This window comes from Collinsella aerofaciens (genome assembly GCF_028206795.1).
In the GTDB taxonomy this organism is placed as follows: Bacteria; Actinomycetota; Coriobacteriia; order Coriobacteriales; family Coriobacteriaceae; genus Collinsella; species Collinsella aerofaciens_AX.
This window is the reverse complement of sequence record NZ_JAQLFJ010000002.1, coordinates 219,618-243,294: the sequence shown is the minus strand read 5'-3', so window position 1 is coordinate 243,294 and position 23,677 is coordinate 219,618. Positions and strand designations below refer to the sequence as shown.

Below are 23,677 nucleotides of genomic sequence, written 5' to 3'. Positions count from 1 at the left end.
GGCTTGCTTGAATCGTATCCGACACCGGGGAAATACATCAACGGGGTATCGAATAGCTCATTTCTGACTGTAATGGGCGGCCTAGCAGCGATGCGCGACTGCATGCGCGAGGCCGGCTCCTGGCAGCTGAGGCGCCGCGTGGGCCAGCATCTTCTCTTCGGTCTTCCGCGCCAGGTACGCCGCCACCGCCGTGGCCATGTACCACGCGGCGTGCGAGATGCTGGTGGGGTGCTGCCTGGGGGCGGCAAGGGCGCTCGAGGAGGCGGAGCCTGACGCGCTAGCGCACCTGGACTTCCCACCGTCGCACTGGAAGCGCCTGCGCACCAACAACTTGCGGGAGCGCGCCAAAAGGGAAACCAAACGCGACTCGCGCGTGGTGCAGGTTTTCCCGTCGGAGAGTTCGCTGCTCAGGCTCGTGGGAGCCGTCATGTGCGACCAGGCCGAGACATGGGCCGGCTCACGCTACTTTTCGGAGAGGAAGATGGCCGAGATGCACGACGCGGAGCTCCGGAGGGGCGCCTTGGGCTGTCATGACTGGGCCGAGCTGGGAAAGACCGACAGGAAGATGGTCGAATCCAGCCTGGAGCTTGCTGACGGCGTGGAGACGGCCTAGGATATCGATAGATTCCGGATCCTGGATGCAGGGGGCAAAGTGTCCATTACACCAACTATCGCGACACTACCCGGTCGAGCGGTAGGCGTAGCCGTCCTTCTGGTAGTTTGCCGTGTGGTCGGAGTGGGCGATTGCCATGAGCTCGTCGGTCAGGCCAAAGTACAGATGGCGCTGGTCCAGGTCTCCGTACCAGTTGTCGCTGGTGTCGTCCCAGGTCAGGTCCATCTGGCACCATTTGCCGTCGATCTTTACGGCGTTCCAGGTGTGGCCGTTGCCGGTGATGCGGCCGTTGGCGATGCCCGCTGCGTCTAGGAGCTTGGAGTAGATGCGCTGGTAGCTCTCGCAGGTGCCCTGGTGGCGCGTGAGGCCGCTTTCGGCCGAGCACCAGTTGAGGCTGTGGTCGTACTCCAGCTGGTCGAGCGTCCAGTCGTGGAGCCACAGCGCCATGTCGTATTCCGAGCCGTTTGTCTCTTGCCTGCACTGGGCCACGGCGTTGTTGACGATCTGCGTGACGCTTGGGCGGGCGGCGTCGTTTACGGTCACCTCCGCCGTGGTGCGCAGGTAGTAGATCCCCTTGTCGTTTTGGGGGTCGTTTCTGTCGTTGTCCATAAAGTAGAAGTAGATGCGGTACGTGCCCGACGCCGTGAAGTCAAAGGTAAAGTCGTGGCCCGCGGTGCCCAGGCTGTAGTAGCTGGCCCATGCCGGGCGCGACGGGTCACAGACGCTCTCCTGACTGCCGCCGTCCCAATAGGTGGGCACGTCCATGCGCGCCTTGGCCTGGGACGAGCCGTTGGCCTGGGTTACGTGGAAGGTCGTCGCGGTGCCCGCGGGGGCGTCGTTCCACGAGACGGTGAAGGTGACGCCGTTTTGGGTTGCCGTGGCGGAGCGGGCGTAGCCGGTTTGTGACGTGGCGGGGATTGCGGCGGGCGTGGGGGTGGTTTGGGCTCGGAGGGATGGGGCGGTGGCTGCGGCGGTGCTGTCGGGCTTGGCGGTGTTGCTTGTTGCGGCGGTGGTGTTGGGTGTGGCCGCGGCGCCTGCGGTGTTGGCGTCCACGGGCGCGGTTTGGGTGGTGTTTGCGGGGGTGTCGGTGCTGTTGCTTGTCGCAGTGTTTGCTGCGGGCACGTTTGTGTTGGAGCCGTCTTCCGCCTTGCCCGTGTCGCTGGCCGTGGCGTCGGCTTGCGCCTGCTGCCCGGCGGTTGCCTGGGGCTGAATCGCCTCCGCTATGGCTGCCATGGGCATTGTCGAGCTGACCATGGACGTGCACGCGATCGCGCAGAGCAGGTAGTAAAGGGGTCGTTTCATAGCGGAGCCTCTCGGTGAGCAGCCAATAGGGTCCGAAGGCAGCTCCAGGCCAGCACTCCGCACATATTTATTTGGGGATTATTTTACGGGAACCCCAGTCAACATCAGCGAACTTTCTGGGGGATGTTGGGGGGAGCCTTAGGAGACGGCTTGGTGCATGCAAACAACCTTCTTAGGACTACTCTTATGATTTACAAGCCTCTCGAAGTGGCTGTGCCTCAAGTTCAGTACAACACGAGGCGTGTTAGATTGTTGGAAGCCATAAAACCATAAAGGTCGGGAGGACGCATGAGGATCTCTAAACTGAGGATTGAGAACTATCGGAATCTCGATGGAGTGTCGATTAGTTTTGACGAGGACGTGAGCTATATTGTCGGCGAGAACAACCTCGGCAAAACGAATGTGCTTGACTTGCTCAATACAATTTTCAATCAAGCGACGATTAGCGAAGAGGATTTCGCTGACATTGAAAAGCGCGCAGGGGCTCTAGTAACTTTAAAGTTGGACGAGGACGAGATCGGAATAACGGGGCTCGACATCGATTCTACGACCGGAAACACCATTACCATCTGCGCTTTTGCTGACGACCCGGATTCTCGAATTGAGTTTAAGGCCGAAGGGAGCGGAGAAAGTATTTTACCCTCTCTGATGCGATCCGTTCACATGTTCAGGTACTCGACTGCATCCTTTAATAGGGGAGACCTGGCGTTTGATGGTACCCGAGGTGTCGGTAAAGTTCTTTCCAAAGGTATCGCTCTTTATCTAGATAAGGAGGGTAAAGAGGTCTCCGATTTTCTGGATGGGAGCGAGCTCGAAGGTCTGGTTGCAGATCTCGGCGAAATCGTCGGCGACGTCCCGATCCTGTCATCATATGGTGTGAGGCCTGGCGTCGATTCATCGGATGGCGGAACGCTTGGAAGTTTGGTTACCTTGCTTGACAAGAGGGGCGTTCATTTTAAAAAGGCAGGGGTAGGCTTGCAGTACCTCGCTATTGCCTCGCTCTCGATAATCGAGAGCATTATGCGTCTTTCGCCTAAACGCCTTCAAGAGAGCCTTTGCTCAGATGATGATGACAGACGCGTGCTGCATGCCGTTCTGGCTTATGACGAACCCGAAGCCCACCTTCACCCGTATATGCAGAGGCGTCTCTCGAAGAGCTTGCATAGGATTTGCGAAGGGAAGGATGATAGATTCAATGCTCTTCTCAAGGACTATTTCGGAATTGATTCAATCAAAGCTCAGCTGATCATGGTGACGCATTCGCCTAACATTCTGGCTCGCGGCTATAAGAACATTGTGCGATTCGGGCAGGGCGAAAATTCGCCGAAGGTCATATGCGGTAGGGATATTGACCTGTCCGACAAGGTTGAAAAGCATCTTATGCTGAACTTTGAGTCGATACGAGAGGCCTTTTTCGCGCGGTCGGTTTTGGCTTTTGAGGGGCAGACAGAGTCTGGAGCCATTCCGGTGTTCGCTCGCAACCTTGGGATGGATCTGGATGATTATGGAGTTGTGCCTATCAGGGCCGGCGGGAAAAAGAACATTAAACCACTCTGTGAACTTCTGGGCAAGTTCGAGATTCCAAATTATTCAATTGTCGACAGAGATGAGGATGAGCTGCAAGAAACTTCTGAAGACCATATAACGACAACCGAACGGGATTTCGAAGGTGAGGTCGTTGACTCGTTCTTCGCTAGCGATAACCAGGGTGCGTTTATTGCGCTTCTTGAGTCGATTGATCCTTTTCAGAGGGCAACTTGCATCAAGGGGAATAGTAAAGCTTTGAAAAGCGCCTGTGCTGTCTACGGCGTTAACTTGCGGGACCCTGAATACGATTTCCGGGGATCGGAGTTTGACGGGTTATTCGCAGACACGCCCAAATCACGTGCGCTTATGTATGCATGGCTTTCATCGAACAAGGGCGTCGTGTCTGGCGTCGCCCTCGCGGAGGCTCTTGGTGCTAATGGCGTTCCCACATGTTACAAAAGTATTATTCGCAAGGCCGTGGGGCTCGAATGCTGATGAGTCAGACTGACCTGCGGGATAGTGTTAGAGCCGAGATTGAGGCGCGCTGTGGTGGGGATGCGTCGCAGTGCTCCGCGATTTTCTCGCCATCAAAGAGGGTGTTCGTGGAGGCGCCGGCAGGCTACGGGAAGACCACGGTGATGACTGGGCGGGCTTGCTGGCTGCTGGCATCTGGCGAAGTCCATCCGCCAAAAAGGATTTTGGCCCTGACCTTTAGCGTTGCCGCCGCGCGGAGGATGCGTATGGATTTGGGCATCACTATGTCGGCACTTCCTGGTCCCGTGGCCAAGCGTTTTGAGGACAGCGTCATGGCGACCAACTTCCACGGCTTTGCTTGGGCTCTGCTACGCAGATACTGGAAATCGCTCTCGCTCCCAGTGAACGTTGGCGAGCTCTCTATGGTTGATGACAACAGCGCCGTTAGCGAGCTGGTTTCGCGAGGTGGCAGGCTGACCTGGGATGAAAAGAATGCCGTTGACGACTTCCTCCGCTTCATGAGAAACGGTCAGGAAATGGACTTGAGGCGTGTGATGTTTTCCTTTAATAGGATCATCAAGGAAAGGTTTGCATCGAACGGTCTCTTGCCATACTCCGCAATGATTTCCCTTGCAATTGAATTGCTCGCTCATTTTCCCAAGTTAAGGTCCTATCTGTCGGCAGCATATCCTGTTGTGCTTGTCGACGAGGCGCAGGACACGAATGCGTTGTGCTATGTCTTCCTAAGGGGTCTGATTTCTGATGAGTCGGGGATCTGCATGTTCGGCGACCCCATTCAGCGTGTTTATGGTTTTATTGGTGCAATGGAAGGCTTAAAGGCAAAGGCCACTACCGACCTGCGTCTAACTCCGTTGGAACTCGAGCATAACCATAGGTTTTCTGGGAGATCTATCGTCGGGGAGCTCGGTGCTGCGATTCGCTCAAACATGAAGGGCACCATTGCCGGCGGTACGCCCCGACTTCCCATATTTGTTGGCTCTACTCAGCAAGACGAAGCGACTGCCATCGTTTCCAAGGTTACGGCGCTCGCTCAAAGCAGTGGCGGGAGGATTGCGATTCTTGTTCGTAAGCGTGGTGCCCTTGCCGATCTCATTATGGAAGAGCTTGCTAAAGAAGGTATCTCTTACTTCAACGGACTCTTCTCGGATACAAGTCGGGGGTTCATCGAATTCAATGCGTTTGCTTTATCCAGGATTACCGATGCAGTGTCTGGAGAAAAGGGCGTCAGCCGGTCTGCTGCGGACAAAATAATCGACTCCATCTCTGATGAGCTGCTGACTGGCTCCAGGAGATTCGAGTATGGGCGGTCCTATGCCATGCTTCTTGGAGCGCTGCGGAAACATCTTAAAAATGACTGCGTCGCGATGGGACCTTCGGAGCGCTTCGACTATATCGTTAGTATCTTTTCCGAGGGCTCCCTGCGACGTTTCTCCGATTACCTTGATGTGGGCATCTCCATGATGACCGTTCACTCCGCTAAGGGGCTCGAGTGGGACACCGTTTTCATTCCGGGCGTTACGCGTTTCGATTGGCCTGGAGGGATTTGCTCTCGTTGCGAAAATGCTGGTATATGCTTACGTTCTGCGCGAGGTTGCCAGATTGCTGATGCGAAGAAAATGCCAGATGGGCTTATTGAGGAAATAGGCCTGCTGTACGTCGGCGTCACTCGCGCCCGCAAAGCGGTATACGTCTCCGCTTCGATGCAGCGCAGAACAAATTACGGGAACTATCAGGTTGCCTGCCCCTCTTGCCTAACGTCTCTTCCGGGCATTGAGCCTGTAAGCTGGACGGTCATGGACGGGGAGGGGTGATTGCCGGCGGGATGGGGCGTGTCCGCTACTGACGCGAGGTCCGGTTGCGGCTCTTGCTGTGGTCTCATGGAGTGTGCCCAAGCTGTTCTTTGGCTAGAACGGCTTGGGCACTAGCGTTTTGGTGGGATACGGCGTTTGTTTAATTAGGCACTATTGAATATTGCGAAACGGTTGCGCGGCATTGCTGATCATTTGGCACCGTGGGTTTAGTAAACTGCTATAAAGTAGTTTGAAGTGGGGTTTTCATGATCCGAGTTCGAAAGTTGAAGTTATCGAATCATCCGGTATTAGGTAATCTAAAGTTGGACTTAACCGACTCCTCAAATAAAGCCGTTGATACTGTCATCATCGCTGGAAATAATGGCATCGGTAAAAGCAGCTTAATGGAGCTGCTCTATAAAATCATGTCGCATGAGTATCGAGATATGCCCTGTTATATAGACATGATTGAAGTTGAAATAGACGAAGAAATAAGAACGTTTAGATTTTCTCTTAAAACCATTAACGGGAATAGTTATCTCTATGCAAAGGATGATTCGGGACTTGAGACAATGGTTCTATCGGATAATTTTGCCGAGATATTTCCCACGTCTGCAATCTTTTCAGATGTTGATATTAATTTTCAATCCAAACAAATTACGTATGTAACGAGTGGAAACATCGATGAGTCAGTTGAGAGCAGGCGGTCGTCAAGCGACCTGCCCACTGAGATCAATCAGCTAATCATTGATATTCAGGCGCTTGATGATGCCGATGTCGCTAGGGTCGCTAGAGACAATCCTGAAATTGGGCTTTCAGGACTTCAAGTCCCTCAAAGGATGCCTAGGTTCACCAAAGCCTTTGATTTGATGTTTGATGACTTGAAATACGACCGTGTTGATAATCGCGACGGCCATAAAGAAATTCTTTTTAAAAAGAATGGCCATGACGTTCGTGTTGATCAACTGAGTTCTGGTGAAAAGCAGATTGTCTATCGTGGGTGCTTTATGCTGAAGGACTCGTATGCGCTCAGAGGTTCGTTTGTATTTATTGACGAGCCTGAAATTAGCCTCCATCCTTCATGGCAGGAGAAGATTCTTCACTTTTATAAATCGTTGTTTCAGGATGAAGACGGGAACCAAACTTCTCAAATCTTCTGTGTGACCCACTCTCCCTTTATTATTCATGATGAAAGTCGATATAACGACAAAGTAATCGTTCTAGCTAAGAATGAGTCCGGTGAGGTAGTCGCTCAGACAAATCCGGAGTTTTACGGTCCTGGTACGGTTCAAGCGGTGAAGGATGCTTTTTCGGTTTCGTGGTTTGCGAACGAAGTCCCCACTGTTTATCTCGAGGGACCTACCGATGAGCAGTATTTCAACAAAGCACTTTCTTTTGCCCATACTACTAATCACCTGCGTTTTAAATGGATAGGAAAGAAGAGCCCCGATGGGTCGTGTGCATTCACGGGTGCACCATCGCTTAATAAGGCTGCCGCTTATTTGGATGCAAATCCTCCATCGGTCTTCACTGCTTTCCTGTTCGATTGCGATCAAAAGATTAATGAGTGTTTAAGCAACAATGTGCTAATTACGAAAATAGAAACTTACAAATCCAGAAAGCACTTTATGAAGGGAATTGAAAATGCCCTAGTGCTGGAAGATAGTTTTGATACGTCGGCTTTCTATCTGGAAAAGGAAACCATTGGAGACTATGGCGATAAAAAGGTGATTTCCGAGTTTCAAAAACAGGCCTTTTGTGAGCACATCTGTTCTCTACCCGAGAAGGAACTCGGACAGATTTTGACGCACCTTATTGAGACAATTGAGCGTATTGATGAGATGGCAACGATGGCTAAAGAGCGGAAGTGATTTAACTGATATCTAGACCGCTCGATGCCTTCGGATTACTTGTAGTCATCTGCTCTAAGTACAGTAAACTCTTGATTGACTAAACTTAAAGTCTATAATCATAGAAAAACTTTGATATATCTTTTCAAAATAATGAATGGAATGTTGAGGAAGATGCTTTGCCAGTTCACCTTCAGGAATTATAGATCCTATCGCGACGAGGCGGAGCTTTCCATGCAAGCGACGCCGATGAGGGAGTTTGAGCGCTCTCTTATCGCGTGTCCCGATGGGCAGAGCTTCTTGCCGGTGGCTGCGGTTTACGGACCCAATGCAGGCGGCAAGTCCAACCTTCTCGAGGCTCTCGACTACGTTCGTTCGGCAGTGGCCAGACCGGTCAGGTTGCTGTCTGCCCGCGACGGTGGATTTGATGAGGAATGTCCCTCGATGCCTCGTTGTTCGGCGTTCGAGTTTGATGACGTTTCTGTTTCTGAACCTACTGAGTTCGAGCTCTATTACCGCGCAAGCAATCATGAGTACCGCTACATCCTGTCCGTGCACTCAGATGAAATTGTGCATGAGGGCCTATGGCGACGCAAGCTAGGGGCGTCACGTTCGGCGATGCTGTTCGAGCGCGAGGGCGTTGAGATTAAACTTGGCCCCACGCTGCGTAAACTCGCGACAGCCGCGACTTTTAATCCGAGACTTCCGTACCTGTCATTTCTCTGTATTAACTTTGATGCGCCGGTAGTCGAGGAGGCTACCAGCTGGTTTCTTAACGGGGTGTTCTTGAACTATAACTGTTCGTTTTTGGAACGGGCGCTTGAACAGATACTCGATGAGGCCGACTCACCTGAGATTACGCGTTTTCTGCGCGCCGTTGACGTGCGCATCGATGGCTTCAGGGTGGAGGAGACCTCAGAGGGCCGTAATCGACGCGTATTCGTGGGGCATAACGTGAATGGCAAGCGCTATGAGTTGCGTTTGTCCGAGGAGTCGGCCGGCACTCAGAAACTCTTGGGGCTGGCAGCTTTTTTGCTGATGGCTTTCGATCGCGGCGCTACCGTTGTGGTAGACGAGCTCGATGCCAAGCTGCACCCGAAGCTTCTTCGCTACATCATTCTGCTGTTCAAGGACCCTGCGGTCAACAAGAATGGTGCACAGCTCATTTTCTCGTCCCAGGACGTGTCTACCATGCGAAACGATGTATTTCGCCGCGACGAGATATGGTTTGCCGCACGCAGCGAGGGAGAGGCGAGCCAGCTTTGGTCGCTCGCCGACATCCACGAGGCAAATGGTAACTTGGTCAGCAAGAACGCGGCATTCGACAAGCAGTACCTGTCTGGCCGCTATGGTGCTGACCCGTATCTCACGCGCATTGAGGAGTGGGATTAGTATGGCCGCGAAAAAGTCGAGGGACTGGCGCAGCGGCAAGCGCGAGGGACGCTCTCGCATGGTACAGATGACGCGCCATCTCGTGGTGACCGAGGGCAAGGAGACAGAGCCTCGCTACTTCGAGGGCGTGCGCGCCGCGTTGGGCGCAGCAAACGAGCGGAAGGTTGCCGTAGTCGTTAAGGGGACTGGCAAACATACGCTCGACCTGCTCGACTTCGCCGTCGAACACTGCCTCTATGCGCCCGAGACGTTCGACCACGTGTGGCTCGTGTATGACAAGGATGACTTCCCTGCGTCCGACTTCGACGCGATGGAGCGTAAGTGCAACGAGCTCTCTGATGGTTCGAGGACCTTCCACGCGTTGTGGTCCAACCCCTGTTTCGAGCTGTGGCCGCTTCTGCACTTTCGCTACACGACCGCGCATATGTCCGCGTCCGACTGCCAGCATGCCCTCGCGCAGGAGATGTCGAAGAATTTGGGCATCGAGTACCGCAAGAACCTTGACGGGATGTTTGGGGCAGTGGATGATAGGCGAGGCGAAGCATTGCAGCGTGCTGGGCGCCTCGTCGCGTACCATAGGGAACTGGGTAACATTAAGCCATCTGCGCAAAACCCTTTAACTAAGGTTGGCGAGATATTTGATGTGATTGGGCCGTATCTGGTTTGACGGTCAAGTTCGATCGGGCTTGATGGGACTGGAGATTCATGAAAGATGTTGTTTCGGGTTGCCTGCCGTCTTTAACTGGATTGACCTTTTGGGACCCGATAGGATACTAGGCCGAATCTAGCGGTATTGACGCAGTCAACCTACGGGCCTGCGTCCTGCGGGGGCGGCTTTTCTTTTGAATTGCCGCCCCTTTTTATTATTTGTTTGGATGTAAGATTGGCCTGTCGAAATTTACATCTCAATTGAGAAAAGGCGAAATTGCGGGTGTTTTTCTGCTCGTATGTAACTTTACTGACGTGTTGTTGCTCAGTCTTAATTCGCTGTGGTTGCCGGTAAGGGATTGACCGGAATTGGGCTTTTCCTTACAGATCCAATTGTGATGAGGCCTTGCGACGGTATGTCCGGCTTGGTCCGTGGAAATCGCCGAACACAACCAGATTTTTCCCAACAAAACCGCAGGTAGAAGCGTTGTCGCTGTCCAGTGTGGTCGGCATGTCTAGATTTTGCCGCACGCTTCAGATTTGAGCGGCTCTCGCAGTAGGTTTTCACGGTTCGGATGGGCTCTGGTTACATGACGTTTCCCGTAGTGACGTAATTGATGCAGGTCTCCTATCTCTTGCCGTAATATAATTACGGCAAGAGATAGGAGACTCTCATGCTTAAGCGTTTTACTGTTGATGGCTATAGGAATTTTTCGACTCCGGTTTCATTTAATTTCGCAGCTTCTCGTGATTACCAGTTTGCAGAAAATAACGTTAAAAACGGAACCGTGAAAACTGCACTTTTGATCGGCAGAAATGCGTCTGGTAAATCGAATTTCGGTTCAGCTTTATTCGACATTACACTCGGCTTTCCAAAGGCATTCGATTATTCTGACCAGGACGATCGTCTGTTTTTGAATGCTGATTGCGGGCGAGGCTCGGCACAGTTCACTTATGTCTTTGAATTTGACGGTCGCGAAATCAATTACAGCTATGAAAAGACTTCTCCCATTACTTGGCTTCACGAGAGCCTATCGATTGATAAGAGTCTCATTTTCGATTTCAATAATGCACGCGGCGTTTTCATAGAGAACCACCTTGAACGAATCGGTGCAGCTGGGATCAATTTTGAATTCTCCGATACTTCGTTGAGTCTTCTTTCTTATATAACGAGCAGTCTTCCGACTAATGTTTTAGGCGTCTTGGCGGAGTTGCGACGATTTGTCTCGCGCATGAGGCTGATTCGCATGGACGTTTTTCGATTAAAAGGGTTTGAAACAAGAAAGGTAGTCGACAAGATCATACGCGAGAACAAAGTTGCGGAATTTGAGTCATTTATTCGCAATTTTGGAGTCGATGAGTCCCTGATTGTTATTAAAGAGTCCGACGGCTCGCCTGTTCTATATTTCAAACATCCCATGCGATGCGTCCCGTTTGTCGAGGCATGTTCTAGCGGTACAAGAACCCTGGTAAAGTTGTTCTCTGAGCTTGAGCTAAACGACTCGGCCAGTTTTTTGTTTATAGATGAGTTTGACGCTTTTTGTCACTTTGAGATGGCAGAGAGCCTTTTGAAGTTCTTTGCTTCAAAGGCATCGTGTCAGATACTGTGTTCCACTCACAACACTTCGCTTGTTAAGAATGGCGTTATGCGGCCTGACTGCGTATATCAAATCTCTGCAAAAAATGGCATTCGAACCTTGGCCGATTCCACCGATCGCGAGTTGAGGCTTGGCAACAACATTGAAAAGCTCCTTCGTGCCGGAGAGTTTGATTAGCCATGAACAATGCGTCCGAAAAGAACGTCTTACTTATTGTTGAAGGTGCTAAGCGCGAGCCTCAGTTGATGGAGCGATTGTTTGAATCGTTTGGCCTTGCAGACAATCATCAATTTGTTCGGGTTAAGATCAACGTTCACGACTTTCTAAATAAGCTCTTCCAAGAATACGGGTGCGATTTTGAGGCCGTTGATCTTAAGCCCTTTGTTGCCGAGCTTCTTTCGGATAAAGATGATGTGGCTCAGCTTCTCGAATCAAGTTTTACAGATACCTTGCTCATATTTGACTTAGATCCTCAGGACAATCGGCTCGATTTTAAGCGGCTTGAGCTAATGCAAGATTATTACTGCGATAGCACTGATATGGGTCAGCTATATCTAAGCTATCCATCGGTTGAAGCATATCGTGATTTTGATCCCTTGAAGTATTGCTCTCTGGATGATGCCCTTGTTCCTTCAGATGTGATTTTTGGTCAGCGATCTTACAAGGACTGGGTTGCCAGGAGGGGAGATTCGCTTGCGGATATTGGGCGTATTGATGGCTATACATTTGCTTGCATTATTGCCGTTCATGCCCTGAGGTCGCTATGGTTGACTAATGAACAGTCGACACAAAATGCAAACGAGTGTATGGCTGACTTAGCTGCGACTGTGGCGGGCATCAATCATTCTGAACTTTTGCTCAATGAGATTGATCGTCTGAACAATGATTCATTTTGCGCATGCTGCACTTGTCTATTCTTTATTGCGAATTGGCCTAAGCGACTTAACGACGTTTTGAACAAGGCGATTAAGAGGGGCTTGGGTATTCGCTTGCTCTAAAGAACTCCCTCCGTCTTTTATTTTCGGAAGTGCGGGGTAAAATCGGAAACCTCCGAGCACAAACTGATTTTCGGCAACAAAACCGCAGGTCGCGGAAGTCCAAAACAGGAGTCTGGTCTGTCGTTCTCGGTTTTTCACCGCACTTCCGGATTGGGCGCTCATTGGTACTCTCGAAGTCCCCACATTCCCTAAAAAAGTTCTTAAAACAGCCTTAAAGGCGTTCCAACTCGCGTTGACAGCGTAAAATACGCATGTTTGACTATGACAAAAGTGGTTTTTAGGGGAGGAGTACGCCATGGAGGTGCTGGTTGTTGGCAACACCGCATATGTTGACGATGACTTTTGTGCCAAGGCGTTCCCCGGGGACCATGTGCAGGTCGTAGCCGCGCAGGACACGCGCCGCTACGAGTCGTCGCCCCATGCCTCGTGGAAAGAGCTGCTCCAGCACTTGGAACAGGCCTATGAGTTCGACCGCGTGGTCTACCTATCCAATTACCTTACCCCGCATACCGATACCGTGGGCGATATCGAGACGCTGCGCTCGGTCTTTCGTGCGTGCGCGGGTCGCCGGGTCCAACTGCTGTATGTAGCGGGGCCCGCGGGTGCCGAGGGTGCCGCCGATGCTGCGGGGCGAACGGGCAAGGGCATTATCGCCCGCGCGGCAAACGACCTTTGCCGCTACTACGCTGCTCGCGAGGGCGTTCAGACCAAGATCCTTCGCGTGCCGTTCCTGTATACCGCGTCTGCCGCGCTGGAGGACCCGTTTTTGGCACCGCTGTTCGACGCGTGCTTAACCGGATCGGTCGCTCTACAGGGCGCGCGGGATGCGGCGTTTCCCTTGCTGTGTGCCGAGGAGCTTGCGGTGCTGGTGCGCCGCATCTTCGATAGCTGGGATGATAACTTTGAGACGCTCGACGTTGCCGATACCTTCCATCACGCGTCAGGTGAGGTGGGCGAGGCCCTCAAGGCGCTGTTCCCAGGGCTTTCAGTTGCCTATGGCGATTCTGCCGGCTACGCCCTGCCCGTCAGCGACGTCGTTCGCGTACGTTATGGCTGGTTTCAGCGTTACGACTTGCTGCGAGATCTTTCGACCATTCAAGCGCGTTGGGGTGCTGGCCGCGCAAAGAAGGTCAACCCCTTGCGCGCCGCCATCGACCGCATCCGGATGTGCACGCTGCCTATTAAATGCCTAGAGACGGGCGTTGCCTGGGTTCTGTTCGAGGTACTGGAGCATTTGTTCTCCCAATCGGCCCAGCTCAACGTGCTCGATTATCGCCTGCTCTTCGTGGTGTTGATCGGCACGCTGTATGGCTTGGACTTTGGCCTGGTTGCGGCGCTGCTGGCGTCGGTGGGTTTGGCCGCGAGTTACTTTACTCAGTACGGCTATACCTTTCAGGGCCTGTTCTACGAGCCGTCTAACTGGCTGCCGTTTATTGCGTACTTTGTGGTGGGCGCCGTGTGCGGCTATGTGCAGCTGCGCAGCAGCGAAGCCATTAGGGCGGAGCGCGATCAAAACGAGCTCGTGCGCAACCGCAATACGTTCCTTACGCAGCTCTACCACGACGCGATCGAGGACAAGCGCGCGTACAGGCGCCAGATCGTGGGTCGCCACGACAGCTTTGGCAAGATCTTTGCCGTGACGCAGGAGCTCGACGTACTCAACCCACGCGACATCTATCGCAAGTGCTGCGAGCTTCTGGGCGAGATCCTCGAGAACGATTCGGTGGCGATCTACCATGTTTCGGGCGGGGCATTTGCACGCCTGGTGGCAGCAAGTCCCGCGATTGCCGAAGATGCCGCACGCTCGCTCACGCTTGAGCAGCTTGCACCTCTTTTGGGCGACGGAGGTCGTTCGAACCTGTGGGTGAACCGCGAGCTGACGCCGGGGCTTCCCATGTTTGGATACACGATCGAGCGCGACGGGGCACCCGCCGTATTGATCTTTGTGCGTAGTGCGGCCGAAAACCAAATGACCCTCTATTATCAAAACCTGTTCCGCATCTTGTGCGGACTGGTCGAAAGCGCGCTGGGCCGTGCCTTTGACTATGAGGCGGTGGCGCAGGATAAACGCTGCGTTGACGGCACTTGCGTGCTCAAGCAGGCTGCCTTTGGCCAAGAGCTCGCGGCGGAGCAGGCGCTGGCAGATAGCAAGATGGGGAGTTTTTTGCTCCTGCGCGTGGTACCGGGCATGGAGCCTGTCGGCGAGCTGGTGGGCGCAATTGGGTCGACAATCCGCGAGAGCGACGCGGCGGGCTTGGTCGACGGCGACGTGCTCTACCTGCTTATGCGCCAGGCAAAGGCGTGCGATCTGCCCATTATCCGCGAGCGCCTGAGCGCAAAGCAGATTGCGGTGGAACCCGTCGACGGCGAGGACATCGTGGCGCTGCTGCAGCACATCTCTTATAACGGTGACGGTGAGGGGGGTGCCGCTTGATCTCGCTTGTCGTTGCTGCCGTCTTGCTGCTGATTCATGCGCTGGTTTGCCTGATGCTGTGGACGCTCATGAAGCTGGGCCTGCTGCCGGTGCGCGGACACATGCTGGCTGTGATAGTGCTTGTGCCGCTGTGGGGCCCGTTGCTGGTGGTTCTGCTATCGGTCCGCAGCGCGGTGTTTGGCGAGGGGCTGAAAGAGTCTGCGCTGGAGTCGCTGCGCTTCAACGACGACCTGCATCGCAGTATGTCGGTACCGAGTGGTGAGGACGATTCAGGCGTAGTGCCGCTCGAGGAGGCGCTCATCGTCAACGACCCGGCATACCGGCGCCGCCTAATGCTCTCCATGCTCACCGAGGAGCCCGACGCGTACCTGGCGCAGCTGCAGGCGGCTAAGCTTAACGACGACGTTGAGGTGGCGCACTATGCAGCGACGGCGGTGGCGCAGATCTCCAAGGAGTCCGACCTTAAACTGCAGCAGCTGGAGCGTGCCTTTAAGACGGACCCGAGCGCTCAAAACCTCAACGAATACTGCGATTTTCTTGGTGAATACTTGGGCTCGGGCTTGGCTGAGGGGCGCGTGGCTCAGATTCAGCGCCAACAGTACGCGCTCCTGCTTGCGCGTCGCTGCGAGCGCGAGGATACCCTTGAGCTGCGCATTCGATACACGACGGCGCTGGCCGATGTCGGACAGATCGACGAGGCGCAGGCCGTGACCGACCAGCTGGTGCTCGACGTACCCGACGAGCAGGAGGTTTGGATGCTTTGCCTGCGCCTGGCCGTGATGCGCCGCGACGGTGACGAAATCCACCGTGTGATCGATGCGATCGACAACCAACATGTGTATTTGAGTGCCGCCAACCGTGAACAGTTGGCGTTTTGGCGCGACGGGGAGGAGGCCAGATGAGCGTGGCGCAACATATCCGAGACCGTGTGGGCCGCTTTCGTTGGATGGGACTCCTCGTGGTGTGGGCGGTCTTTATTGCCATGGCCGCCGTGCTGCTGGTGGAGCGTGCCGGCGTGCAGTACAGCGCTGGACAGCACAAGCTGGGCATGCTCGCCGCCAACGACGCGGTGCCGGCCTCCTCGGTAATCTTTGGCCAAAAGCCCACGTGCCTGGTCATTACCGACTCGGACCAAGATGGCGTCGACGATGTCAAAGACCAGTTCGACCAGATTTTGTTGGACATGAAGATCGCGCACCGCGACGTTGACCTTGCCCTGGATGGCGCGGATGCCATTCCCTCGCTGACCTCCTTCGATCGCGTGATTTTGCTCATGCCGTCGCTCGATGGGCTCAGTACGCATCTGACCGACATTATGAGTTGGGTGAGTGCCGGCGGTTCGCTTATGCTCGCCATGCCGCCGGATAACTCGAGCTATCTGCAAGTGATTGCCTCCAAGCTTGGCATTGAATCGGCCGGATATGACTATGTAAAAGCCGAAAGCATCGTTCCGAGCGAGGACTTTATGCTGGGCGGCGGCCAGCGCTACGAGTTCTCGGACCCCTTTGATTCGTCGCTTTCGGTATCGCTGCGCGAGACGGCTCGTGTGTGGGCTATGACCGGCGATGCGGGCGCCCCGCTCATTTGGTCTAATGACTGCGGTAGCGGGCGCACCGTGGTGTGCAATATCGGTATCTATGACAAGGTCATGCGCGGTTTTTACGCCGCGGCGATCATCCTGCTGGGTGATGCTACGGCCTATCCGGTCATCAACAGCGCCGTGTTCTATTTGGACGACTTTCCTAGCCCCGTGCCCTCGGGCGATGGTACTTATATCAAGCGTGACTACGGCCTTTCCATTGCGGATTTTTACACCAAGGTCTGGTGGCCCGATCTGCAAAAGCTCGCGCAAAAATATGGCATTCGCTATACCGGCGTGATGATCGAAAACTACGAGGACGCGGTCAACCAGACCGAGCCCGCGCGCCAACCCGATACCACGCAATTTCGATATTTTGGCGGCATGCTGCTGCAGATGGGCGGCGAGCTGGGCTTTCACGGCTACAACCATCAGCCGCTCGCGCTCTGGGACACCGACTACGGCACGCTGTACGTCTACAAGACCTGGAAGAACAAAGAGACGCTCGTCGCTTCGCTCAACGAACTTATCGCGTTTCAGGACGAGGTTCTGCCCAACGCTCATGGCTCGGTTTACGTACCGCCGTCGAATATCCTTTCGGCCCGCGCACGCAAGCTTATCGGCACCGACGTTCCGCGCATCAAGACCATTGCCAGTACGTACTTTTCGGACGGCACCGACCTGCCCTACGTTCAGGAGTTTGGCGTGGCGAGCGATGGCATCGTGGAGCAGCCGCGTATTGTCTCGGGTGGCATGGTCGACGATTCCTACATGCGTCTGGCAGCCGTGTCCGAGCTCAACATGCACTACGTGAGTACGCACTTTATGCACCCGGACGACCTGCTCGATCCGGATCGCGGCGCCAAAGAGGGCTGGGAGGTCTACAAGGGCGGTCTGACCGACTACCTGGAGTGGCTTACCAAGTCTGCGCCCGACCTGCGGCGCCAGACCGGTTCGGAATGCTCCGGTGCTATCCAGCGCTTTTCGTCCGTGACGGTGAGCGTGGATACCGGCGCGGATGCCTGGACGCTCAGCCTGGGCAATTTCCACGACGAGGCGTGGCTCATGTTTCGCGCCAACAACGGCGAGCCGGGTGCGGTGACGGGTGGCGAACTGACGCACCTTACGGGCAATCTGTATCTGCTCAAGGCAAATGATAAGACCGTGACGATCGAGCGCAAGGAGGGTGGCGATAAATGAGAATCTGCTTGGTACTCGAGGGTTGCTACCCCTATGTGCACGGCGGCGTATCTACCTGGATGCATGGCTATATCCAGGCCATGCCCGAGCACGAGTTTGTGCTGTGGGTGATCGGCGCGCATGCTGCCGACCGTGGCAAGTTTGTCTACGAGCTGCCCGGCAACGTGGTCGAGGTGCACGAGGTGTTCCTGGACGATGCCCTGCGGCTTTCGGGCGAGCAACATGAAGCCAGTTTTAACGACCGCGAGCGCGAGGCGCTACGCCGTCTGGTGTCGCTCTCCAATCCGGACTGGGACGTGTTATTCGATATCTTCCACCGCCGTCGCGTGCATCCGCTCTCGTTTTTGCAGAGCCGCACGTTTATGGATATCTTTCGCGACGTGTGCCTGGCCGAGTATCCCTACACGCCCTTTGCCGATGCATTCCACACCATGCGCTCCATGTTGCTGCCCGTGCTCTACCTGTTGGGCAGCGAGGTGCCGGTGGCCGATGTGTACCATGCCATCTCGACCGGCTACGGTGGCCTGCTCGCCTGCCTGGGCTCAAGCGTTCACCATGCGCCGGTGCTGCTGACCGAGCATGGCATCTATACCCGCGAGCGCGAGGAAGAGATCATTCGCGCCGATTGGGTGGTGCCGTCCTTTAAGGACCGCTGGATTCGCTTTTTCTACCTGCTTTCGGAGGAGATCTACCGCCGCGCCTTCCGCGTGACGAGTTTGTTCCATAACGCCCGCAAGACGCAGATTGATATGGGCTGCGATGCGGACAAATGCCTGGTCATCCCCAACGGCATCCAGTTCGATCGCTTTAAGGATATTCCCTTAAAGACCGATGACGGCTGGGTGGACATTGGCGCGGTGGTGCGCCTGGCGCCCATCAAGGATGTTAAGACCATGATCTATGCCTTCTTTGAGCTGCACGAGCGCCTGCCCAAGGTGCGCCTGCACATCATGGGCGGCGTGGACGACGAGGAGTACGGCGCCGAGTGCCATGCGCTGGTCGAAACCCTGGGCGTGCGCGACCTGATCTTTACCGGCCGCGTCAACGTGGTCGAGTACATGGAAAAGCTCGACTTTACCATTTTGACGAGCATCTCCGAGGGCCAGCCGCTCAGCGTGCTGGAGTCGCTTGCCGCGTGTCGTCCCTGCGTGACGACCGAGGTGGGCTGCTGCCGTGAGTTGCTCGAAGGCGCTCCGGGCGATGACTTTGGCGTGGCAGGTTTTGTGACGCCGCCTATGTATCGCAAGGGCTTGGCCGATGCCATGGAACGCATGTGCACAAGCCGCGCCCGTCGCATTGAGATGGGGGAACGAGGCCAGCGTCGCGTTGCCACGTACTTTTTGCACGAGCAGATGCTCGCCAACTATCGCGCGCTGTACGACGTGACGGCGCAAGCGTTTGACCTGCCCAGAGAGGGGGAGTAGCCGGTGGCCGGAATCGGTTTTGAGCTCAAGCGCCTGTTTAGGCGCAAGGGCCTGTTTGCCACGATGCGCGCCTATGGCTACGCCGGCATTGTGTGCACGGGCCCGATGCTGCTGGGCGTGCTGCTCCAGGTGGGTATCTTGGTGCTGTGCGGTCTGTGGGGCGTGGGACGCGCCAACCAAGACCTGCTGGTGTGCATGGTGACCTATACGCTGCTGGCGTCGCTCACGCTCACGAGCTTTTTCTCCATGCCGGGCACGCGCTTTTTGGCTGATATGTTGTTTGCCGAGCGCGAGGACGAGATTCTGCCCTCGTTTTGGGGCTCCAATGCTGTCACGCTCGTTGCGGGCACGGTGCTCTACGGCGTCTTTCTGCTGTTCTCGGGCGCCACGCTGCTGCAGGGGCTGCTGTGCCTGTGGCTGTTCAACATTATGATCGTCAACTGGAACGGCATGAGTTACCTCACGGCCATCAAGGATTACCGCGGTATCCTATGCAGCTTTGCGGCTGCCATTGGCGTGGCGTGCCTGTGCGCCCTGGCCGCGCTGGCGCTGGGACTGCCGCCGGTCGAGGGCCTGTTGGCGTCAATTGCTCTGGGCTACGGCGTCATGCTCGCCTGGGACGTTGTGCTGCTGTACAGGTATTTTCCGCAGAGCGACCGCAGCCCCTGGCTCTTTTTACGGTGGCTCGATCAGTTTATGCCGTTGGCGCTCACGGGCTTGTTTACCAACCTGGGCCTCTTTGCGCACTTGGTGATAATATGGGCCGGTCCCATTGGCGTGCAGGTCAAGGGCTTGTTTTATGGTGCGCCCTACCACGATGTGCCGGCGCTCATCGCGTTTTTGACGATCCTGGTCACGTCCGTCAACTTTGTGGTCTCGGTCGAGGTCAACTTCTATCCGCGCTACCGCGACTACTACAGCCTGTTCAACGACGGTGGCGTGGTGGGCGACATTGTGGTGGCCGAGGAGGAAATGCTTGCCACGCTCAACCGAGAACTGCGCTTTTGTGCGCTCAAGCAACTGTTTGTGACGGCGGCGGTCATCTCGCTCGAGACCACGGTGCTGTCGGCCCTACCGTTGGGCTTTAACAACCTGATGCACGGGTATTTCCGCACGTTATGCGTGGGCTATGGCCTGTATGCCGTGGGCAATACGTTATTGCTCATCTTGCTGTACTTTACCGACTACAAGGGGGCCGTGCTGGCCTCGGGACTGTTTGCCGGTGTGGCCGGGCTGGCGACTGCCGTGTCGTTGCTTTTGCCGCAGCAGTTTTACGGCTTTGGCTTTTTGTTGGGTGCGGCGGTGTTTTTTATCGTGGCGCTGCTGCGGCTCGATACCTATACCGCCAACTTGCCGTATCGTATCCTGAGCCAGCAGCCCATTGTGGCGACCGACAAAACGGGTCGCTTTACACAGCTGGGCCGCTTGCTCGACCGTGCCGAACAGCGCTATGAGGAAGGTCGCCATAAGGGTGAGCCACATGGCGCGTTTGAGCGCGCAGTAGTTCACGTGTATCGCAAGCATTGGGGAGGTCCTGATGACCGATAGAATGATGTCTCGCCGCCGTCTGTTTGAGGCGGCTGCCGGTGTGCTGTTGCTTTCGGGCTGCTCGGTGCAGGAAGACTCCTCGACCAAAAAAGTCAAAAAGCAGGACGAGATCAAAAAGGCCGAGGCCTCGGACGGGACTAAGCACCTGCGCGATAAGGACGAGCTGTACGAGGTCTACGACGACTCGGGTATTGTGACCATGTACCTGACGGTCTCGCGCGGTAACAGCTCCGAGAACACCGACCACAGCTGGGCCGAGATCAACACGTACTCGGTGTATGACTATGCCGACATGGGCGTGACGCGCTATCAGGTTATGGGCCTGCTGCAGGCGGGCGACGAAGACGGCCCGGTGGCCGGCGAGGTTGGCTATGGCGAGGAAGCGCCCAATGCTACCGTGCAGGTGCGTGGCCAGACATCGAGTGTAAACTCGCAAAAGAATTACAAGGTGGAGCTCAAAAAGGGCAAGGGTACCTGGCGCCAACAGCGCGCGATTGCGCTCAACAAGCACATGGGCGAGGGTATGCGTTTTCGCAACAAGATGGCCTACGACCTTATCCGTGGGATTCCCCAGATGATGGGCCTGCGCACGCAGTTTGTGCATCTGTGGGTGTGCGACCAGACCGAAAAGACCAACGACACCTTTGAGGACTACGGCCTGTTTACGCAGGTGGAGCAGCTCAACAAGACGGCGCTTAAGGCACATGGCCTGGATAAGAGCGGGCACCTGTACAAGGTGAACAGCTTCGATTTCCATCGCTACGAGGACACCATTAAGCTGGCGGATGACCCCGACTATAACCAGACGGCGTTTGAGGGCATGCTCGAGATTAAGGGCGATTCGGACCACACCAAGCTCATCGAGATGCTCGATGCGCTCAACGATGAGTCGCAAAAGATCGATGATGTGCTCGATACCTACTTTGATACCGAGAATCTGGTCTATTGGCTGGCGTTTCAGATCCTGACGGGCAACTGCGATACGCAGAACCGTAACTGCTATCTGTACAGCCCTCTCAACTCAAATACCTGGTACTTTTTGGATTGGGATAACGACGGCATGCTGCGTAAGCTGGAGCTTTCTCTTACCGGGTTTTCGGACTACGCGAGCTGGGAGCGCGGTGCAAGCAACTACTGGGGCAACGTGCTGTTTAACCGCGCGTTGCGCAGCAAGTCGTTCCGCAGCGAACTCGACCGTGCCGTCAAGGACTTGCGCTCGTATTTGACCGAGACTCGCCTGGCCAAGATGATCAAGCACTACCGCGAGGTGACTGAATCTCTGGTCTTTGCTTCGCCCGATATCGACAATCTGCCTGTCACCAAGGACCAATACGAGCAGATCGCCGCGGCGATTCCCTCCGAGATCGAGGAGAACTACAAGAGCTTTCGCGAGAGTTTTAAAAAGCCCATGCCGTTCTACATCGGCGTGCCGCAGATCGATAACGGTAAGCTGCGCATTAACTGGGATGCGTCTTACGACTTTGAGGCGCGCGACATTCGCTACACTGTAGAGCTTGCGCGCGACTATGCCATAAGCGATGTGGTCTTTAAGGCCGAGGACGTGCTGCTTCCCGAGGTGACCTGCGATGCGCCCGATGCCGGCCAGTATTTTGTGCGCGTGCGTGCCACCAACTCCGACGGCTATACGCAAGATGCGTTTGACTACTATGTGACCGACGACGGCAAGAACTACGGCATGAAGTGCTTTTACGTGCAAGACGGCGGTAAGGTCGTGGAGGACACGTATGAGGAGGGCTAGCGCGCTGCTTGAGCGCTTGGCGGCCCCGCCTGTGCGTGCCACACAGGAACGTTACCGCCACGAGCTCAAATATCTCATTAACGAGGGCGAGCACGCTGCGCTTGCCTGTCGCATGGCGCCGGTGTTTAAGCTGGACAAGCATGCGCGGGCGGGCGGTTACACCATTCGCAGCCTGTATTTTGACGACTACTGCAACTCGGCCTACGAGGAAAAAGACGCCGGCATTCTCATGCGCAAAAAGTATCGCGTTCGCATCTATAACGGCAGCGACAAGGTGATTAAGCTCGAGCGCAAAAAGAAGTACGGTAGCTGGATCTATAAGGAGGACGCGCCGCTCACACGTGGCGAGTTTGAGCAGATTCTGGCTGGCGACTACGGCTTTTTGCTGAGGAGCCCCTATCCGCTCTGTCGCGAGTTCTACATCGAGTGCATCTGCAACATGATGCGCCCGCGGACCATCGTGGACTACGAGCGTGAGCCGTGGGTGATGGACGAGGGCACCGTGCGTATTACGTTTGACATGAACGTGCGTGCCGCGGTGGGAAGCTTCGATATCTTTGACGCGACGCTGCCCGTGCTGCCGGTCCTGGAGCCCGGCAAGCTGGTGATGGAGGTCAAGTTTACGGAGTTTTGCCCGCAGCTGGTGCGCGATTTGGTGCCGCCGGGCGCGGCCGAGCTTACGGCGGTCTCCAAGTACTGCCTGTGTTACGAAAAGACCGCCTACCTGCGCGGATTTAATTACTGGGAATCGGATTTTGAGAACCGAGGGGATATTTAGACCATGAGCACCAGGGACTTTTTTAAGAACTCCGTTTTGGAGGCGTTTGGCCAGGTCGACCCTGCCAAGATTGGCCTTTCGCTGCTTGTGGCGCTCGCCATGGGCATCCTGATCTATTACGTGTACAAGCGCTTTTTTACCGGCGTGGTGTATTCGCGTAGCTTTGCCGTGACGCTTGTGGGCATGTGCGTGCTCACCTGCATGGTCACGCTCGCCATCTCGACGAACGTGGTCATCTCACTCGGTATGGTCGGTGCTCTGTCTATCGTCCGCTATCGTACGGCGGTCAAGGACCCACTCGACCTGTTGTATCTGTTCTGGGCCATTACCACGGGCATTACGGCGGGCGCCGGTATGTATGCGCTCGTGGGGCTTACTGCCGTGGTGATCGTGGCGATGATAGCGGGCTTTGCGGCGCACCAGGACAAGGCGCGCGTGTACATGTTTGTGATCCACTATACGGGCCAGACCACGGGCGACGATATCGTGCGCGCCTTTGGTCGCACCAAGTTCACGGTGAAGTCCAAGACCATGCGCGGCGACAAGGTGGAGATGGCCGTCGAGGTGTTCTCGGACGGCGTTGACATGCCCTATGCGGACGCGATCCGTGCGCTCGACGGCGTAGAGGACCTCACGCTCATCCAATACAACGGCGAATACCACGGCTAGTTTGGTTCCAGCCTTCGCTGATGTTTTTTCGACCTGGGTGAAATCGATTCATCTGGAGTGCCTTCATGGGTAT

Annotated in this window: 17 protein-coding genes; 16 read left to right on the top strand and 1 reads right to left on the bottom strand. The window is 55.3% G+C overall.

Going from position 1 to position 23,677, the window contains the following annotated elements; genetic code table 11:
- Nucleotides 1–148 precede the first annotated feature (148 nt).
- Nucleotides 149–613: a transposase gene (locus PMX70_RS02370; protein ID WP_465038263.1), complete on the top strand. Its 465-nt coding sequence runs from the start codon at nt 149–151 to the stop codon at nt 611–613.
- A 66-nt stretch (nt 614–679) separates the two neighbouring features.
- On the opposite strand, the gene PMX70_RS02365 is transcribed toward PMX70_RS02370, so the two are convergent.
- Nucleotides 680–1,915: a transglutaminase domain-containing protein gene (locus PMX70_RS02365; RefSeq protein ID WP_271742756.1), complete on the bottom strand. Its 1,236-nt coding sequence runs from the start codon at nt 1,913–1,915 to the stop codon at nt 680–682.
- A 288-nt stretch (nt 1,916–2,203) separates the two neighbouring features.
- Between PMX70_RS02365 and PMX70_RS02360 the strand changes: the two genes are divergently transcribed.
- From PMX70_RS02360 to PMX70_RS02290, 15 genes are all read left to right on the top strand, one after another.
- The gene (locus PMX70_RS02360) at nt 2,204–3,937 is read left to right on the top strand and encodes an ATP-dependent nuclease (RefSeq protein ID WP_271742755.1); all 1,734 of its coding nucleotides are present in this window, start codon (nt 2,204–2,206) and stop codon (nt 3,935–3,937) included.
- A complete protein-coding gene (locus PMX70_RS02355) occupies nt 3,937–5,748 on the top strand; it encodes a UvrD-helicase domain-containing protein (protein ID WP_271742754.1) in 1,812 nt (603 codons plus the stop codon). The genes PMX70_RS02360 and PMX70_RS02355 overlap by 1 nt, the downstream gene beginning before the upstream one ends.
- Before the next feature lie 302 nt (nt 5,749–6,050).
- A complete protein-coding gene (locus PMX70_RS02350) occupies nt 6,051–7,598 on the top strand; it encodes an AAA family ATPase (RefSeq protein WP_271742753.1) in 1,548 nt (515 codons plus the stop codon).
- A gap of 213 nt (nt 7,599–7,811) precedes the next feature.
- On the top strand, nt 7,812–8,969 hold the full coding sequence (locus tag PMX70_RS02345) for an AAA family ATPase (protein WP_271742752.1): 1,158 nt from the start codon (nt 7,812–7,814) through the stop codon (nt 8,967–8,969).
- Between the two features lies 1 nt (nt 8,970).
- Nucleotides 8,971–9,636: an RloB family protein gene (locus PMX70_RS02340; RefSeq protein WP_271742751.1), complete on the top strand. Its 666-nt coding sequence runs from the start codon at nt 8,971–8,973 to the stop codon at nt 9,634–9,636.
- Nucleotides 9,637–10,291: 655 nt separating this feature from the next.
- Nucleotides 10,292–11,392 carry an AAA family ATPase gene (locus PMX70_RS02335; protein WP_271742749.1) on the top strand — a complete coding sequence of 367 codons (1,101 nt, stop codon included), beginning with the start codon at nt 10,292–10,294 and terminating at the stop codon, nt 11,390–11,392.
- Nucleotides 11,393–11,394: 2 nt separating this feature from the next.
- Nucleotides 11,395–12,213, top strand: a complete 819-nt coding sequence (locus PMX70_RS02330; RefSeq protein ID WP_271742747.1) for a hypothetical protein — start codon at nt 11,395–11,397, stop codon at nt 12,211–12,213.
- A 295-nt stretch (nt 12,214–12,508) separates the two neighbouring features.
- Entirely contained in the window at nt 12,509–14,647 is a 2,139-nt protein-coding gene (locus tag PMX70_RS02325; protein ID WP_271742746.1) for a DUF4118 domain-containing protein, read from the top strand.
- Nucleotides 14,644–15,549: a hypothetical protein gene (locus PMX70_RS02320; RefSeq protein ID WP_271742745.1), complete on the top strand. Its 906-nt coding sequence runs from the start codon at nt 14,644–14,646 to the stop codon at nt 15,547–15,549. Before PMX70_RS02325 ends, PMX70_RS02320 begins: the two co-directional genes overlap by 4 nt.
- Nucleotides 15,546–17,426 (top strand): DUF2194 domain-containing protein, encoded by a 1,881-nt coding sequence (locus PMX70_RS02315; RefSeq protein WP_271742743.1) that lies wholly within the window; start codon nt 15,546–15,548, stop codon nt 17,424–17,426. Before PMX70_RS02320 ends, PMX70_RS02315 begins: the two co-directional genes overlap by 4 nt.
- Nucleotides 17,423–18,850, top strand: a complete 1,428-nt coding sequence (gene pelF, locus PMX70_RS02310) for a GT4 family glycosyltransferase PelF (RefSeq protein ID WP_271742742.1) — start codon at nt 17,423–17,425, stop codon at nt 18,848–18,850. Before PMX70_RS02315 ends, pelF begins: the two co-directional genes overlap by 4 nt.
- A 3-nt stretch (nt 18,851–18,853) precedes the next feature.
- Nucleotides 18,854–20,398, top strand: a complete 1,545-nt coding sequence (pelG, locus tag PMX70_RS02305) for an exopolysaccharide Pel transporter PelG (protein WP_271742741.1) — start codon at nt 18,854–18,856, stop codon at nt 20,396–20,398.
- A complete protein-coding gene (locus tag PMX70_RS02300; protein WP_271742740.1) occupies nt 20,388–22,157 on the top strand; it encodes a CotH kinase family protein in 1,770 nt (589 codons plus the stop codon). Before pelG ends, PMX70_RS02300 begins: the two co-directional genes overlap by 11 nt.
- Nucleotides 22,144–22,935 carry a polyphosphate polymerase domain-containing protein gene (locus PMX70_RS02295; protein ID WP_271742739.1) on the top strand — a complete coding sequence of 264 codons (792 nt, stop codon included), beginning with the start codon at nt 22,144–22,146 and terminating at the stop codon, nt 22,933–22,935. Before PMX70_RS02300 ends, PMX70_RS02295 begins: the two co-directional genes overlap by 14 nt.
- Nucleotides 22,936–22,938: 3 nt before the next feature.
- Nucleotides 22,939–23,604 (top strand): DUF4956 domain-containing protein, encoded by a 666-nt coding sequence (locus tag PMX70_RS02290; protein WP_271742738.1) that lies wholly within the window; start codon nt 22,939–22,941, stop codon nt 23,602–23,604.
- The last annotated feature ends 73 nt before the right edge of the window (nt 23,605–23,677 follow it).

Coding starts and splice junctions, on each gene's coding strand:
- PMX70_RS02330 (WP_271742747.1), top strand. CDS start 11,395: ATGAACAATGCGTCCGAAAAGAACGTCTTACTTATTGTTGAAGGTGCT.
- PMX70_RS02290 (WP_271742738.1), top strand. CDS start 22,939: ATGAGCACCAGGGACTTTTTTAAGAACTCCGTTTTGGAGGCGTTTGGC.
- PMX70_RS02325 (WP_271742746.1), top strand. CDS start 12,509: ATGGAGGTGCTGGTTGTTGGCAACACCGCATATGTTGACGATGACTTT.
- PMX70_RS02295 (WP_271742739.1), top strand. CDS start 22,144: ATGAGGAGGGCTAGCGCGCTGCTTGAGCGCTTGGCGGCCCCGCCTGTG.
- PMX70_RS02300 (WP_271742740.1), top strand. CDS start 20,388: ATGACCGATAGAATGATGTCTCGCCGCCGTCTGTTTGAGGCGGCTGCC.
- PMX70_RS02340 (WP_271742751.1), top strand. CDS start 8,971: ATGGCCGCGAAAAAGTCGAGGGACTGGCGCAGCGGCAAGCGCGAGGGA.
- PMX70_RS02360 (WP_271742755.1), top strand. CDS start 2,204: ATGAGGATCTCTAAACTGAGGATTGAGAACTATCGGAATCTCGATGGA.
- PMX70_RS02315 (WP_271742743.1), top strand. CDS start 15,546: ATGAGCGTGGCGCAACATATCCGAGACCGTGTGGGCCGCTTTCGTTGG.
- PMX70_RS02335 (WP_271742749.1), top strand. CDS start 10,292: ATGCTTAAGCGTTTTACTGTTGATGGCTATAGGAATTTTTCGACTCCG.
- pelF (WP_271742742.1), top strand. CDS start 17,423: ATGAGAATCTGCTTGGTACTCGAGGGTTGCTACCCCTATGTGCACGGC.
- PMX70_RS02355 (WP_271742754.1), top strand. CDS start 3,937: ATGAGTCAGACTGACCTGCGGGATAGTGTTAGAGCCGAGATTGAGGCG.
- PMX70_RS02345 (WP_271742752.1), top strand. CDS start 7,812: ATGCAAGCGACGCCGATGAGGGAGTTTGAGCGCTCTCTTATCGCGTGT.
- PMX70_RS02365 (WP_271742756.1), bottom strand. CDS start 1,915: ATGAAACGACCCCTTTACTACCTGCTCTGCGCGATCGCGTGCACGTCC.